The 14,541-nt window shown below is 58.7% G+C and carries 15 protein-coding genes; 8 read left to right on the top strand and 7 right to left on the bottom strand.

Annotated features, from left to right (window positions below; all coding sequences use genetic code 11):
• Positions 1-131: 131 nt before the first annotated feature.
• The 7 genes from frdA to NMD14_05705 all read left to right on the top strand — a co-directional run bounded on the left by frdA (position 132) and on the right by NMD14_05705 (position 6,025).
• A complete protein-coding gene (gene frdA / locus NMD14_05735; protein ID XEI33918.1) occupies positions 132-1,916 on the top strand; it encodes a fumarate reductase (quinol) flavoprotein subunit in 1,785 nt (594 codons plus the stop codon).
• Positions 1,909-2,643: a succinate dehydrogenase/fumarate reductase iron-sulfur subunit gene (locus NMD14_05730; GenBank protein ID XEI33917.1), complete on the top strand. Its 735-nt coding sequence runs from the start codon at positions 1,909-1,911 to the stop codon at positions 2,641-2,643. Before frdA ends, NMD14_05730 begins: the two co-directional genes overlap by 8 nt.
• A gap of 16 nt (positions 2,644-2,659) precedes the next feature.
• Positions 2,660-3,058 (top strand): fumarate reductase subunit C, encoded by a 399-nt coding sequence (locus tag NMD14_05725; protein ID XEI33916.1) that lies wholly within the window; start codon positions 2,660-2,662, stop codon positions 3,056-3,058.
• A gap of 10 nt (positions 3,059-3,068) precedes the next feature.
• Positions 3,069-3,425: a fumarate reductase subunit FrdD gene (gene frdD / locus NMD14_05720; protein ID XEI33915.1), complete on the top strand. Its 357-nt coding sequence runs from the start codon at positions 3,069-3,071 to the stop codon at positions 3,423-3,425.
• Between the two features lie 254 nt (positions 3,426-3,679).
• A complete protein-coding gene (locus NMD14_05715; protein ID XEI33914.1) occupies positions 3,680-4,411 on the top strand; it encodes a YjiH family protein in 732 nt (243 codons plus the stop codon).
• Positions 4,408-4,875: a YjiG family protein gene (locus NMD14_05710; GenBank protein XEI33913.1), complete on the top strand. Its 468-nt coding sequence runs from the start codon at positions 4,408-4,410 to the stop codon at positions 4,873-4,875. Before NMD14_05715 ends, NMD14_05710 begins: the two co-directional genes overlap by 4 nt.
• A 25-nt stretch (positions 4,876-4,900) precedes the next feature.
• On the top strand, positions 4,901-6,025 hold the full coding sequence (locus tag NMD14_05705; GenBank protein ID XEI33912.1) for a M20 family metallopeptidase: 1,125 nt from the start codon (positions 4,901-4,903) through the stop codon (positions 6,023-6,025).
• Positions 6,026-6,120: 95 nt separating this feature from the next.
• Here the strand turns inward: NMD14_05705 and NMD14_05700 are convergent, their stop codons facing one another.
• Positions 6,121-6,942, bottom strand: coding sequence for a Cof-type HAD-IIB family hydrolase (locus tag NMD14_05700; GenBank protein XEI33911.1), 822 nt, complete (start codon positions 6,940-6,942; stop codon positions 6,121-6,123).
• 394 nt (positions 6,943-7,336) lie between these two features.
• On the opposite strand from NMD14_05700, the gene NMD14_05695 reads away from it, so the two are divergent.
• Positions 7,337-7,723: an MAPEG family protein gene (locus NMD14_05695; protein ID XEI33910.1), complete on the top strand. Its 387-nt coding sequence runs from the start codon at positions 7,337-7,339 to the stop codon at positions 7,721-7,723.
• A gap of 10 nt (positions 7,724-7,733) precedes the next feature.
• On the opposite strand, the gene NMD14_05690 is transcribed toward NMD14_05695, so the two are convergent.
• The 6 genes from NMD14_05690 to NMD14_05665 form a co-directional block, all read right to left on the bottom strand.
• Positions 7,734-8,960, bottom strand: coding sequence for a hypothetical protein (locus NMD14_05690; protein XEI33909.1), 1,227 nt, complete (start codon positions 8,958-8,960; stop codon positions 7,734-7,736).
• A gap of 383 nt (positions 8,961-9,343) precedes the next feature.
• Positions 9,344-10,588: a winged helix-turn-helix domain-containing protein gene (locus tag NMD14_05685; GenBank protein ID XEI33908.1), complete on the bottom strand. Its 1,245-nt coding sequence runs from the start codon at positions 10,586-10,588 to the stop codon at positions 9,344-9,346.
• Between the two features lie 518 nt (positions 10,589-11,106).
• Entirely contained in the window at positions 11,107-11,961 is an 855-nt protein-coding gene (locus NMD14_05680; protein XEI33907.1) for a fumarylacetoacetate hydrolase family protein, read from the bottom strand.
• Positions 11,962-11,999: 38 nt separating this feature from the next.
• The gene (locus tag NMD14_05675; protein ID XEI33906.1) at positions 12,000-13,013 is read right to left on the bottom strand and encodes an NAD(P)-dependent alcohol dehydrogenase; all 1,014 of its coding nucleotides are present in this window, start codon (positions 13,011-13,013) and stop codon (positions 12,000-12,002) included.
• Between the two features lie 97 nt (positions 13,014-13,110).
• A complete protein-coding gene (locus NMD14_05670; GenBank protein XEI33905.1) occupies positions 13,111-13,980 on the bottom strand; it encodes an NAD(P)-dependent oxidoreductase in 870 nt (289 codons plus the stop codon).
• The gene (locus tag NMD14_05665) at positions 13,977-14,495 is read right to left on the bottom strand and encodes an SRPBCC domain-containing protein (GenBank protein ID XEI33904.1); all 519 of its coding nucleotides are present in this window, start codon (positions 14,493-14,495) and stop codon (positions 13,977-13,979) included. Before NMD14_05665 ends, NMD14_05670 begins: the two co-directional genes overlap by 4 nt.
• Between the last annotated feature and the right edge of the window lie 46 nt (positions 14,496-14,541).

Below are 14,541 nucleotides of genomic sequence, written 5' to 3'. Positions count from 1 at the left end.
GGATTTGGGTGTTTTATAGAAAAATAACCAATAAAAAGGGAATAAAACCTAGCAGTTTGACTTGCATCAAGCCTGCATTTTTTTCATAGAGCAAAATCATGCCCAGCAAATCTATCCCTAAGGAGGCAGATGTGGATATTATCAAGACCGATGTGGCCATCATCGGTGCTGGCGGTACCGGCCTGCGCGCCGCTATCGCTATAGCCGAATCACAGCCAGACCTGGACATCGCCCTGATTTCCAAGGTTTACCCGATGCGCAGCCACACGGTTGCTGCCGAAGGCGGCGCCGCCGGTGTCGTCCGTGATGACGACTCCCTCGAAAATCACTTCAACGACACCGTCTCCGGTGGTGACTGGCTGTGCGAGCAGGACGTCGTGGACTACTTCGTCAACAACGCGACCAAAGAGATGATCCAGCTGGAGCATTGGGGTTGCCCCTGGAGCCGCAAGCCGGATGGCAAAGCCAACGTGCGTCCGTTTGGTGGCATGAAGGTTCCGCGTACCTGGTTCGCCGCAGACAAGTCCGGTTTCCATATTCTGCACACCCTGTTCCAGACCTCCGTCAAATACCCGAGCATCAAGCGCTTCGACGAGCATTTCTGCCTTGATCTGATCGTGGACGACGGCCGTGTCCAGGGCGTACTGACCTTCGACATCCAGAACGGTATCACCCGCTTCATCCAGGCCAAATCGGTGATCGTGGCCACTGGCGGCGCTGGCCGTGTCTATCGCTACAACACCAACGGTGGCATCGTCACCGGCGACGGCATGGCACTGGCCTACCGTCACGGCGTACCGCTGCGTGATATGGAGTTCGTCCAGTATCACCCGACCGGTCTGCCAGGCACCGGCATCCTGATGACCGAAGGTTGTCGTGGTGAGGGTGGCGTCCTGCTCAACAAGGATGGCTACCGCTACCTGCAAGACTATGGTCTAGGCCCCGAAACCCCGATCGGCCAGCCGAAGAGCAAATACATGGAACTGGGTCCGCGCGACCGCGTTTCCCAGGCATTCTGGCAAGAGCAGCAGAAAGGCCGCGTCATTCAGGGCCCGATGGGCGATGTGGTTCACCTCGACCTGCGTCACCTTGGCGAGAAGTACCTGAAAGAGCGTCTGCCTTTCATCTGCGAACTGGCCAAAGCCTACGTCAACGTGGATCCGGCCAAAGAGCCTATCCCGGTACGTCCGACTGCCCACTACACCATGGGTGGTATTGAAACAGACAACAAGTGTGCCACCCGTCTGGCCGGCCTCTACGCCGCGGGCGAGTGTGCCTCCGTCGGTCTGCACGGTGCCAACCGTCTGGGTTCCAACTCCCTGTCCGAGATCGTGGTATTCGGCAAGCTGGCCGGTGAGCAGGCAGGTGAATTCGCCAAGACTCAGAAGCATGGCAACACCGAAGCGCTGGCCGCCAAGGCCGAGGCGCTGATCAAGCAGCACCTCTCCCTGATGGACGTAGACGGTACCGAAAACCCGGCCGATATCCGCAACGAGCTGGGCATGTCCATGGAAGCCGGTGTCGGTATCTACCGTACCGAAGAGCTGATGCAGGGCACCATCGACAAGATTAACGAGCTGAAAGCCCGTTACAAAAAGGTCAAGATCAACGACAAGTCCTCGGTCTTCAACACCGATCTGCTGTACGCCATCGAACTGGGTTACATGCTGGACGTGGCTGAAGCCATGGCGCACTCCGCTATCAATCGTAAAGAGTCCCGCGGTTCCCACCAGCGTCTGGATGGTTACGAAGAGCGTGATGACGTGAACTTCCTCAAGCACACGCTCTCGTTCTACAAAAATGGCGAAACGCCCTCCATCGATTACTCCGATGTGAAGATCACTAAGTCCCAGCCGGCAAAACGCGTGTACGGCTCCGAGGGTGAGAAACAAGACGAGGCTAAGAAGAATGGCTGAGATGATTGAGATTGAGATCCTGCGCTACCGTCCGGAACAGGATAACGAGCCCTGGATGCAAACCTTCCAGGTGCCATACCAAAGAGAGATGTCTCTGCTGGATGCCCTGCAGTACATCAAGGATCACCTGGACTCTACCCTGAGCTTCCGCTGGTCCTGCCGGATGGCGATCTGCGGCTCCTGCGGCATGATGGTCAACGGTGTACCCAAGCTGGGTTGCAAGGCGTTCCTGCGCGACTACCTGCCGGGCAAGATGACTATCGAGCCGCTCAACAACTTCCCGATCGAGCGCGATCTGGTGGTCGACATGTCCGACTTCATCGAGAAGCTGGAGAGCATCAAGCCGTACATCATCCCGAGCGAGCCGCGCAGCCTGTGTGATGGCGAATACATCCAGACTCCGGCCCAGATGGCGAAGTACAAGCAGTTCTCCCAGTGCATCAACTGTGGTCTCTGCTACGCAGCCTGCCCGCAGTATGGCATCAACAAGAAGTTCACCGGTCCGGCGGCACTGGCTCTGGCCTATCGCTACAACGTCGACAACCGTGATGCTGGTGCCAAAGAGCGTATGCGCATCATCAGCCAGGACGAAGGCGTCTGGGGCTGTACCTTCGTGGGCTACTGCTCCGAAGTGTGCCCGAAAGGCGTCGATCCGGCGGCGGCCATCCAGCTTGGCAAGGTCGAAAGCGCCAAGGACTACATGATCGCCATGTTCAAGCCAGATTGAGAGCAGGATTGAGACCATGAACAACACTGATAGCAAACGTAAACCTTACGTCCGCGAAATGAAGAAAGACTGGTGGCTGAAGAACGCCTTCTACACCGGTTACATGATCCGTGAAGGCACCAGTATCTTCGTCTCCATCTACGCCGTTGTGCTGATGTGGGGCCTGATGCGCCTGGTTCAGGGTCAGGAAGCGTTCAACGGCTGGCTGGAATCCCTGCAAAGCCCGATCGCCATCCTGTTCCATGTCGTCGCTCTGGCGGCGTGCCTGTTCCATGCCAAAACCTGGTTCGCCCTGGCGCCGAAAGCCATGCGTATCTTCCGTGGTGAAGACCTGGTACCGGAGAAGCCGATCGTTCTCGCCCAGTATGTGGCGCTGGCGGTGGTGTCCCTGCTTGTCCTGATCATCGTGGCCTGAGGAGAAAACAATGAGACGTTCTGACGAACCAATTTACTGGGGTCTGTTTGGTGCGGGTGGCATGGTCGTTGCCATGCTGCTGCCGGTCATTGTCCTCATCACCGGTCTGCTGGTGCCCATGGGCATCATGGACGTAGAAACCATGAGCTATGACCGCGTGCACGCGTTCGCCAGCTCCTGGTGGGGTGCCTGCATCCTGCTGGTGATCATCGCCCTGCCAATCTGGCACGGCATGCACCGGATCTACCACGGTCTGCACGATCTGGGGATCCACACCACCAAGCTGCACCACTATGTGTTCTATGGCTTTGCCTTCCTGGTATCTGCCATTACCGTCGGCCTGCTGATGGTGCTGGTCCTCCAGTAATCACATCTGACTGATTGACCAAACCGGGCCAAGTGCCCGGTTTTTTTATTGCCCCGCTATCCCGCCTCTGCTTTTTATTCACTCAAACAATTCGATAAAAACCAGATTATCGTCCAATCATATGGCGATCACAGTCACATAACCCCAATACATTCGCAATTTTCAGCAAACCATTTTGACCACCGTCAATTTAAGGATATCTATATCAATCATAATCATCACCGATTAAATAATTATTCATACGGAGCTTAATCATGACAGACAAAACACGCTCGGTGACCATAGGCAGTTACCTGGCTCTGGCCTTCGCCGTGGTCTTCTTCTCCGGACTGCTGCAATCCGGCGAGTGGTACGGGGTATTCGATTTCACCACGTTGAACGGTTCGTTCGGCACCATGGTACAGGGCGTCAGCGAGAATGGTGACGGCATCAAAACGGCCATGACCGACATGCGCGGCAAAGGCGGCAACGGGGCGCGAGACGGCTTTCTGTTCGCCCTGACCCTGATCCCCACCGTGATGTTTGCCCTTGGCATGATCAACGTGCTGGAGCACTACGGCGCGCTGGAAGCAGCCCGCAAGTTGCTGACCCCGCTGTTGCGTCCGCTGATGGGGATCCCGGGCAACACCGGTCTGGCGCTGATCGCCTCCCTGCAGAGCACCGATGCCGGTGCCGCCATGACCCGCCAGCTCAAGGATGAAGGGCTTATCACCCAGCGTGAAACCGACGTATTCACCATGTTCCAGTTCTCTGCTGGCGCCACCATCGTCAACTTCTTCTCCTCCGGTGCCGTGCTGTTCACCCTGACGCTGGCGGATGGCAGCCTGGCGGTCAGCTCCTCCATCGGTCTGGCGGTCATCGTGATGTTCGCCTTCAAATTTATCGGGGCCAACCTGTTCCGGGTCTACCTCAAAATGAGCGAAGGCAAGCAGACCGATAGCAGCAACACCCAGCAGACTCTCAACACCCAGGAGCAAGCCAAATGAGCCAGGCCAACGTCAAGAAACCCATCGTCACCGATATCTTCGTCGAAGGGGCCAAAAAGGGTTGGGTCATCGCCACCACTTCCACCGTTCCCAACGTGCTGATGGCCTTCGTCATCATCAAGGCGCTGCAGATCACCGGCGCGCTGGATGCCATGGGCTCCATCTTCTCCCCTATCATGGCCATCTTCGGTTTGCCCGGTGAGGCGGCCGCCGTGCTGATCGGCGCCTGGATGTCGATGGGCGGCGCGGTCGGCGTGGTCATTACCCTGTTCGATCAAGGGATCCTCAACGGCACCCACATCGCCATTCTGGCGCCAGCCATCTACCTGATGGGCTCTCAGGTGCAGTACATGGGCCGCATCCTCGGCTGCATCGGCACCGAGGGGCGTTACATCCCCATCATGGTCGCCATCTCGGTACTCAACGCCTTCGGCGCCATGCTGGTGATGAACATCCTTCTCTGACCCGAACCAGATAGTGGAGCAAGCAATGACTTTTTCTCTGGAGCAATACCTGACCGAACTGGTTCCGCTGATCAATCTGGATTGCGGATCCCTGCACCAGCCGGGCATTGCGGCAGTGGCCGACCTGATGGCCGCCAAATATGAGGCGATGGGCGGCTGGCAGATCAAACGAGTCGACTGCGGCGCCGCCGGGGTGGGGCTAGAGATCCGCAACCAGCCAGATGCCGCACAGATCGATGTGATGCTGATCGGCCATATGGATACCGTCTTCCCGCTCGGCACCGCCGCCGCCCGCCCGATGAGCATCGATGGTGAGCGCGCTTACGGCCCCGGCGTCTCCGACATGAAATCCGGCCTGCTCAACATCGTCTATGCCCTGCGTGAATTGCCCCGCGAGTTGCGCGATCGCCTGAGCATCTGCGTCTGCATGAACCCGGATGAGGAGATCGGCTCCCTGCACTCCAGCGACTGGCTGGCCTCGGTGGCCAAACAGGCCAAGCAAGTGCTGGTGGCCGAAGCGGCCCGCGCCGACGGTTCGCTGGTCAAGGCGCGCAAGGGGATGGCCCGTTATCGCATCGATTTCACTGGCAAGGCGGCTCACGCCGGCAACGAACCGCAGAAGGGACGCAGCGCCATCACCGAACTGGGTCACTGGATCCTGGCCATCAACGCCCTGACCAACTTCGAGAGCGGCACCACCCTCAACATCGGCATCGTCGAGGGGGGTAACGGCGCCAACATAGTGCCTGCCCATGCCAGCGCCGTGGTGGATGTGCGCTTCTGGGACAATCAGGAGTACCACCAGATCAACGATCAGCTGCTGACCCTGGCCGAGCGTCCCCATCTGGATGGCGTCACCATCCAGCTGACCCGCGAGGCCCACAAACCGGCCATGGTGCCGTCAGAGGGCACGCAGGCACTGATGCAGCTGGTGGAAGAGTGCGGCGCCGAACTGGGGCTGCCGATCAGCTGGCAGGAGGTAGGAGGCGGCTCCGATGCCAACCTGACGGCGGCGCTGGGCATCCCCACCCTGGATGGTCTGGGCCCCATCGGCGCCGGTTTCCACAGCGATGAGGAGTATCTGGATCTGGCCAGCATTGCCCCGCGCATCGCGCTGCTGGTGAAAGTGCTGACCCGTCTGGCGACCTGATCCCGTGAGCGAGTAATGACAAGGGCCAGCCGATATAAACCGGCTGGCCCTTTTTTGAGCCTGGCCGTTTGGCCCGGCATGCCACCGCCGGCAGCTTAATCTCGCAACACCTGCTGGCGAATAACGGTGGTGACACCCTGCTCATCATTACCGGGGGCACTGAAACGCGCCAACCGTTTGATGTCGGGATGGGCGTTGGCCATCGCATAACTGTGATAGGTTTCTTTCAGCATCTCGACGTCATTGAGAAAATCGCCAAAACTCATGCTCTGCTCGAAATTAAAATCAAACAGGGTTTGCAGCTTTTTAATCGCCGTGCCTTTCGACGCCTCTTTGTGCATAAAATCAAGCCAGTGTTCACCGCTGATCACCACCTGATGACTGTCGGCAAATTGCGGCGCCACCACCGGATAAACATGGCGCTCGGTGCTATTAAAATTAAGCACCGCGACTTTAATAAATTCATCATCGATGGCCAACAAATCATCCACCTGCCGCAGCGAGTGATAATAATTTTTTATTTCACTGAGCGCTTGCTGACACTTGGTTTCGGTATAGGCCAGCTGCTTGCCACACAGCACCAGATGGGAGCCCGGTATCGCGCGCACTGCGGCAATCATCCGATAGGCATCTTGCTGCGCAATCAGGGCGCTGTGCAACTCCTTCCCCTGATACACCACATAGGTGCCATTTTCGGCAATAAATACCATCTGATCTTTAATCGCGGCAAAGGTATCAGCCAAACTGTGATATTGTCGACCGGAGGCAGCGGCAAATAATACCCCTTGCTGTTGCAAACGGCCAAATACCTCAAAGAAATCTGCCGGTAACGCTTTCTGACTATTTAACAAGGTGCCATCCATATCGGTGGCAATAAATTTAATAGAATTATTCACTATCGGCTCCGCCGTCATCATATATCGTTCCTCAATGGCAACACCAAGCAAATAAATAATACAAACCATCGCGTCTGGCTGGCTATGTTATAGCAAGTGTGGTGTGGCGGCCAGCCTGAGGCGGCGCCCAGCCATGGCTATTTCAATCAAGACTTGAGCCCACACTCCCGGTGCGGCACTTTATCCAGCAGCTGGCCCGGGCGCCTGCGGCGAATCCGCATCGTCTTCGGTACGCACCGTTCGGTACGCACCGATGGCCGTGCCCTGCCCCGGTTGATCACCGGTTGATCGCAGATTGATCACAGGTCGATGCCAAATGAACGACGAGACCCCGTTGTTACGCTACCTTCAGAGACAAACCATTGACGCGCGGTGCAATATCGCGTGCATCACCTCAACTCGGGAGCCACCCACCATGACGATTTTGCCTGTTTATGCGGCCCTGTTGGCCCTGCTGTTTGTCTATCTTAGCGTGCGCACCATTCGCACCCGCCGTAGCCGCAAGGTGGCGCTGGGGCACGCCGATGACCCTGTCATGCTGCGCGCCATGCGAGTGCACGGCAACTTTGCTGAGTATGTGCCTTTCGCCCTGCTGCTGATCTATTTTGTCGAATCCAGCAGCCACACCCCCTGGCTTATCCATCTGCTGGGTTGCAGCCTACTGCTCGGCCGCCTCTGCCACGCCTTTGGCATGAGCCGCACCCCGGAAAATTTTCGCTACCGGGTAGTAGGCATGGCACTGACCTTTACCGTAATCCTGATCAGCGCGACATATATTATGGGCACGGCACTGATCCCCTGATGGTAACCTCTCAAGTCAGAACAGCATGACGCCACTTGTTTAGCCATCGATAATGCTCAGGATGAATGCGCTGCAGCTCCGTGATAACCGCTTCACGCTTATCAGCCGTCATTCGGGTAAGAAGCGACCTGACATCCGACATAATACTGTCACGACCAGCGCCTCTGGCTTCCGCCTTGCAATACCACTCATGTCCCTCACTAATGTTGCCAAGCTCGATACAGACTGCGCCAAGTAGAGTGCAGGGGCGAAAGTTGTTGGGTTGAAGGCGGTGAGCTTCAGCGCCCATGCTCAATGCGGCAGAATGTTCGCCACGGTCACGCATCGCACCACCATGGGTGGTGAGAATGGCGGATTTCAGCTTTGGCTGCACCTGCCGCTTGGCTGGGATGGCACCCAGCAGCACAATCGCCTCTTTCGATGCGGCACATTTACGCAAGTGTCCGCTGGCATTGACAGCACTCCATGGGTTCTTGCTGTTGCGGTAATCTGCTAGCCAGTGATCAGCTTCGAGTCGGTTGTATGTATGCTGAATTTCCTTTGTCTCATACTCACGGCCATTACTCTTGAGCCAGATAGTTTCAGTCTCCAGTAGCCTTGTGCCTGCATCCAGCTTGAGAAGGATCGCCATGAGTTGTCTGAGGTGATGTGATTCGACATATCCAGTTACACCATACTTCTCCCTGAGTGCTTGGTTCTTCATACGTGCAATATACTTGGGGTCACTCTCACGCTGAATCCGCTCAGCCTCAAGTCGCACACTTCGGGCTTTCTGCTCGGCTTTATAACGTTCTTCATCTGCGGCCTTCTGAGCGGCGATCTCCCGTTGTTTCTGTTGCACAAGCTCGTTTCGTTGCTCCTGTTCCGCTTTCCCTTTTTGGTCGAACTGCTCTTGGGAGAGTTCGCCGGTCAAGAAGCACAGCAAGGCATTCAACCCCCTGTTCAAGAGAAATTGTCTGTTTGCTGCTGATACTGTCGCGCCTTGTCCGGCAGCGACAAGGAGGCTGTGCAACCTGGCACCGCCCGTGATCGCACTGGTGATATCATCCACCCAGAATTGTTTGGCCAGTTCATGCGGGGGGAGGGACACAGAATTCTGACCATCGGCTAGACCATTTTTGATCCGGAATTTCTGCAGGTAATCCCAAGTGGAATTTTGACTGGTCTTCTCTATATTAGGTTTGTCGTCTGGCTGAGCAGCCAAGGGCTTCGTGATTGAAGGTTGGTAGCGATGCACAATCTTTCGGCCCTTATCTTATAGTAAAGAGATTTAGAACAGCGCTGCTCCTGTTCTACCGCAGATTGGCGTCTGAACTCAGGGAGAGTCATATCGCCGTTGATAAAGCCCCTTAAGGCGTTGAGATCGTAGCTGGCTAGAATGTCGTAGCGGGGCGTAGTCAGAGGCTCATTCCTGAATATGGCTACGAGCAAACTATGGAGGCTATCGCCTATCGATAGGGCAGCAGGAATGTCATCGACACCGTAATAAGTTGCGAGATCCATAGGCGAGATAGACATCAAGCACACTCCTTGTGCAAAAAACAATTAGTACAATAGCGCAGCTGGCTTTTTACCCGCAATCGGTGACTTCAAATTCAGCGCTGTGAAAAAACAACAGGGTCAGGGGGTTGGCCGCCCCCCCTCTGCCAAGGTGCGCTCATGCCACAACGCCAGCAACTTGGCCGGAATGGCACCATAACGGAGCTGCGGGGTCTGGTGCCAGTCAGCCAGCTTTTGCAGGGCTTGCGCCAGATCCTGTGCAAGCGTGCGGGTCACTCTCACCCCGGCTTCCAGATAGAGGCTCTTGATCTCGAAGATCCCCTGCTGGCGATGAGCCTTGGCATCCATTCTGCCCACCAGCTTGCCGCGATGCAGCAGCGGCAACACGAAGTAGCCGAACTGACGCTTGGGGGCCGGGGTATAGCACTCGATGCGATAGTCGAAGTTGAAGAGTTCGCTAGCACGCTTGCGATCCCACACCAGTGGATCGAACGGCGAGAGAACCGTGGTATGGGTTGCCTTGAGGGTGCCCGCCTGCGACCTTGCCAACTCATCGGCCAGCGAGGCGTGCACAAAGGCGCCATGCTGCCACCCCTCCACCCGCACCGGCAACAGCTCCCCCTCGTCTGCCAGTTGATGAAGCAGGGCGTCGTATTTGCCGCGCCGCAGCCGGTAGTAGTCCGCGACCCAGCCGGTTTTGACCAGTCCCAGCGCCCGGCAGCTGGCGCGTACCATATCCCGCTGCGCCAGCTCAACGCTCGGCAGATGCAGTTGGTCGCTCCATTCGGGAATGACCCGCTCGGCCAAGTCATAGACTCGCTGAAAATTGCGCCGCTCCCGCACCATCAGTTGCCCCGTGGTAAAGAGCACCTCCAGATGGCGCTTCTCCGGCTTCCAGTCCCACCAGCCGTTTCCCTTGCCGGTTGTGCGTTCAAAGTCGGCCGCCCGCACCGGGCCATGGTGACGAATGCGCTCGATCAGCTGGCCGATCTCCTGCTGATGGGTGGCAAGCCAGTTGGCCGAAAATTTCCAGCCCATGGCAACGGGATCGAGCATCCGGTGGCGCAGCAATCGGTAATCCTCGCGGGGCACAAAGCAGGCCTCGTGGGCCCAGTACTCGAAGATCTCGCCGTCGGCTAGCAGTTGCTCCAGCCAGCGCGGTTCGTACTGGCCAAGCCGGCTAAAGAGCACCAGATAGGGGCTGCGGGCCACCACCGAGATGGTGTCTATTTGCAGCAACGCCATGCGGCGAATGGTGGCCAGCAGATCGGCCGGGGTCGCCTTGCTGCGACGGGGGGCGAGCAGCCCCTGCGCCGCCAGTTGCAAATGGCGGGCATCCTGCAGTGAGAGGTGGGGTATGGACATGAAAACAGGGCATCCGTTCCAGACGTCAGGCCATCAGCATGCCCAATCCATGATCAAATGAATACATCCTGTTCAAGGTTTGGTGATAACCGCCACATCGGCATGAGGCAACCCAAGCTCAGCCTGCCAGCTGGCGGCCAACGCCAGAAACGAACCGCAGAAGGAACGCAGCGCCATCACCGAGCCGGGTCACTGGATCCTGGCCTTCAATGCGCTGAGCAACGTCGAGAACGCCCCCATCAGGAGCGGAGGTGGCAGCCTCCTGAACCTCCGTATCCGCACTACGCCCTGAGGCCTCCCCATCGTTTTGGTTAAAACGCCCGGCACGCGAGCCGCGGCCCCCGGGTATCCAGGCTGGCGCCGGGACTGGGAAAACCGAGCTGTTGTGCTGTGAGCGATGGGGATCTGGGCGCATGGTCACTCTCGACCTGAAGCGGGCGGGCTACTCATTACAGACCGCAGAGAGCGTTTAAGCAAACGCCTTGGCGACAAGCTCAATGGAAAACCGTGAGCGTTGATCAACGCGCTGCACTCCTCACGACACGCTGGTTCTGATAGCCCAGCTTTTCGATGTGAATGCGAACCCGATCTCCGTCCTGCAGCCACTTCGGCGCCGGCTTCATGCCCAGCGCTACGCCAGCCGGAGTGCCGGTAGCGATGATGTCGCCCGGCATGAGCGTCATGTAATGGCTCACGTACGAAACAATATCCGCCACCGAAAAGATCATCTGCGAGGTGTGGCTGTCCTGGCGGCGCTCGCCATTCACTTCAAGCCAGATGGACAAGGCATGCGGGTCTGGCACCTCGTCCCGCGTGACCAGATACGGACCGATCGGACCGAATGTGTCGAGACTCTTGCCCTTGTCCCACTGCGATGACTGGAACTGGAAGCCGCGGTCCGACACGTCGTTCACGATACAATAGCCGGCAACGCTTTCCATGGCTTCTTCCCGGCTGAGCTGCTTCGCATTCCTGCCGATGACGATGCCCAGTTCCGCCTCCCAGTCGAGACGCGTGGAGTTGGCGGGCGCCACCACATCATCATCGGGCCCGCTGATGCAACTGGGGGCCTTGAAGAAGATGACCGGCTCTTCAGGTATCTCCATCCGGGCTTCCTTGGCGTGGTCCCGGTAATTCAGGCCGATGCAGACGAACTTGGACACCGTTTTCAGGGGCGGGCCAAGTCTTGGCGCCCCAGATACCCGTGGCAGGCGGTCAATCACACCGGGTTGGCGCAGCCCCTCCAGCACCTGTTCGATCGTATCGGGGGTGATATCGCTGACCAGGCCTGAAAGGTCTCGCAGCAGCCCGTCCGTATCCATCACACCGGGCTTTTCGGCACCGGGTGCGCCATATCTGCAGATCTTCATCATTCACTCCTTGGGGATATCATTCAGAAAAAACGTGCGTCTCACCACTCGACAACAACCTTGCCGAAGTGGGCGCCGCGCTCCTGAAAGCGAAACGCTTCGGCGAGTTGTTCAAGCGCAAAGATCCGGTCGATTACCGGGCGAATCCCGGTTTGCTCAAGCGCCGTGATGTACTCTTTCTGGTCACGCCGACTACCCACAATCAAGCCCTGCAGACGTGCCTGCTTAGCCATCAGGAGAGCGGTCGGAACATCGCCCTGGCGGCCGGTAAGAACACCGATCAAGGCGATATGACCGCCAACCCGCACGGCGCGGATCGACTGAGCCAACGTTCCGGGGCCGCCGACTTCGACAACGTGATCGACGCCTCGGCCGCCGGTCAGCGCCAGCACCTTGTTGCCCCACTCGGCATCCGCACGATAGTTGATTATCTCATCAGCGCCTAGCGTCCGGGCTCGCACCAGCTTCTCGTCTGACGAGGAGGTGACAATGACTCGTGCCCCCATGGCCTTGGCAATCTGCAGCGCGGCAATGGAAACGCCACCGGTTCCCAGCACCAGCACACTTGCGCCCGCCCTGAGCTGTCCGTCCACCACCAGCGCACGCCAGGCGGTCAGCCCTGCGGTGGTGATTGTTGCCGCCTCGGCATGACTCCAGCCTTGGGGCGACCGGGTAAAAGAAGACGCCGCGCACACCACGAACTCGCAGGCATAACCATCAATGCCGTCGCCTGGCGTTCCACGGAAATTGCCGACCGCATCGAACGGCATCCCATCGGCCCATTGCGGGAAGAAGGCGGAAACGACGTGGTCGCCAGGCTTGAACTCGCTCACCCCCTCTCCAACGGCCTCAACCACGCCAGCGCCGTCAGCCATGGGAACCCGGCCATCCGCGGTTGGCGCTGCACCATTCGCAACGCGCAGGTCGTGGAAGTTCAACGATGTCGCATGCAGCGCGACCCGGATCTGTCCCGGGCCGGGCGTGCCGGGGTCTGGCAGATCGCGCATTTCAAGACGATCCAATCCTCCCGGCGCACGAATAACAATGCCTTTCATTTTTTTCTCCTTGGCCACCAAGGGCGAACCCGATACAAATTGGGCAAAGCCTGCAAACAGTAGCGTCCGTAGCGCGTGCCACAGACATCGCCGTTCATCAGGGCTTGCTGAACAGCCCCGCAACCGCCGTCATGTTTTCAACGCCAAGCCCTTGCTGGATGCCCTGCCTGAAAACCTCCAGCGCTGCGGTCAGCATCGGAGCTTGCGCTGCATCGCCGGCGGCGGCGAGCGCGTAAGCGAAATCCTTGGCAATCAGCTCGATCGGAAATTGCGGCCGATGCTCACCGCGCAGCATTGCGCCGGTCAGCGGCCCGGCCACGGGCGCCCAGACCGATGTACCTGCAATGGCCAGCAAGACCTTTGCCACATCCACCCTTTGGTGTCTGAGCAGCGCGATCAGCTCCGCGTAGGCGACGACCTGAATGCCAAGCAGGGCGTTGGTCGCCAGCTTCGCGAGCGCGCCGGCGCCCAAGGGGCCGACGGCGTGCATTGACGATCCCATCGCCGCCAGCAGCATTTCGGCGCGCGCGATGTCCTGCGCTTCGCCACCGAGCAGAAACACCAGCTGACCGGCCTCTGCCGCCGGTCTTGAGCCGGACACTGGCGCTTCGAGCAAGGCGTGTCCGCTGGCGTGCAGGTGCTCGCCCAGACGCCTCACCCAGTCTGGCGAGAGCGTTGAACTCTCGATGGCGAGCGCCCCCTGTGGCAGGGTGCGCAGCGCGCCGGTCTGTGGATCGCACCACACGGCGGCCGATGCCTGGTCATCACGCACCATGGAGATCGCAAAATCCACCCCAACCACGGCTTCGGCGGGGCTTGCGGCAATGCGTGCCCCGATCTGAGCGAGCGCCTCACAGGCGGCGGGCGTGCGGTTCCACACTGTGACATCGTGGCCCGCCTGGATCAGGCGAGCCGCCATGCGGCTCCCCATGGCGCCCAGGCCGAGAAATGCAACGCGGGCGATCATGCCTGCTTCGCCTTGCGTGCCGCAGCGACCAGCCCCTTCAGCCATTGGTCATGACCGTTGATCATCGGGTTCGGCTCGGCGGCAGCCAGCGCCTGCGCGGGCTGCCCCTTCTGGGTTTCCTGCGTGAGGATACGCAGGCGGCCGCCCGAGAGCTCTTCAATCAGCCAGGCGTGATGAACATCAAGCCGGTCGTCCGCCCCGGGCTCGCCTGCCCAGCCGTGCCAAGCCACGCGCGCAGCTTGCCCCTGTACGGGCGCCACATATTCCACGACCTGCGCTTCAACTGGGAACCCAAAAGTGGAGAAGAAGAAGCGCACGTCCTGAGCCAATTCAGGACCCTTGCCATCGTAGAAGCGGATGTCGGCCGAGTTGGCGTAGTAGCCCGGCCAACGTGCAGGAATGACCAGGAAGGGCCAGACATCCTCGACGCTCAGACCGGTGATGATCATTTCGTTGGAGGCAAAGTTTTCGGTGTAGCCGGGCACGTAGCCAGCCGGCCAGATGATGTCGTTCATCAGAAGTTTCCTTTCGTATGCATGGCGCTGCATCTCGCAGCGGGTA

It is taken from the genome of Aeromonas veronii (assembly GCA_041319085.1).
GTDB classification, from domain to species: Bacteria; Pseudomonadota; Gammaproteobacteria; order Enterobacterales; family Aeromonadaceae; genus Aeromonas; species Aeromonas veronii_F.
Note: the sequence above shows the minus strand (reverse complement) of the source record. Positions and strands in the feature narration are given on the sequence as shown.

Bases quoted from the DNA above. Each gene is read 5' to 3' on its own strand.
- NMD14_05730 (XEI33917.1), top strand. From the start codon at position 1,909: ATGGCTGAGATGATTGAGATTGAGATCCTGCGCTACCGTCCGGAACAG.
- NMD14_05725 (XEI33916.1), top strand. From the start codon at position 2,660: ATGAACAACACTGATAGCAAACGTAAACCTTACGTCCGCGAAATGAAG.
- frdD (XEI33915.1), top strand. From the start codon at position 3,069: ATGAGACGTTCTGACGAACCAATTTACTGGGGTCTGTTTGGTGCGGGT.
- NMD14_05715 (XEI33914.1), top strand. From the start codon at position 3,680: ATGACAGACAAAACACGCTCGGTGACCATAGGCAGTTACCTGGCTCTG.
- NMD14_05710 (XEI33913.1), top strand. From the start codon at position 4,408: ATGAGCCAGGCCAACGTCAAGAAACCCATCGTCACCGATATCTTCGTC.
- NMD14_05705 (XEI33912.1), top strand. From the start codon at position 4,901: ATGACTTTTTCTCTGGAGCAATACCTGACCGAACTGGTTCCGCTGATC.
- NMD14_05700 (XEI33911.1), bottom strand. From the start codon at position 6,942: ATGATGACGGCGGAGCCGATAGTGAATAATTCTATTAAATTTATTGCC.
- NMD14_05695 (XEI33910.1), top strand. From the start codon at position 7,337: ATGACGATTTTGCCTGTTTATGCGGCCCTGTTGGCCCTGCTGTTTGTC.
- NMD14_05685 (XEI33908.1), bottom strand. From the start codon at position 10,588: ATGTCCATACCCCACCTCTCACTGCAGGATGCCCGCCATTTGCAACTG.
- NMD14_05680 (XEI33907.1), bottom strand. From the start codon at position 11,961: ATGATGAAGATCTGCAGATATGGCGCACCCGGTGCCGAAAAGCCCGGT.
- NMD14_05675 (XEI33906.1), bottom strand. From the start codon at position 13,013: ATGAAAGGCATTGTTATTCGTGCGCCGGGAGGATTGGATCGTCTTGAA.
- NMD14_05670 (XEI33905.1), bottom strand. From the start codon at position 13,980: ATGATCGCCCGCGTTGCATTTCTCGGCCTGGGCGCCATGGGGAGCCGC.
- NMD14_05665 (XEI33904.1), bottom strand. From the start codon at position 14,495: ATGAACGACATCATCTGGCCGGCTGGCTACGTGCCCGGCTACACCGAA.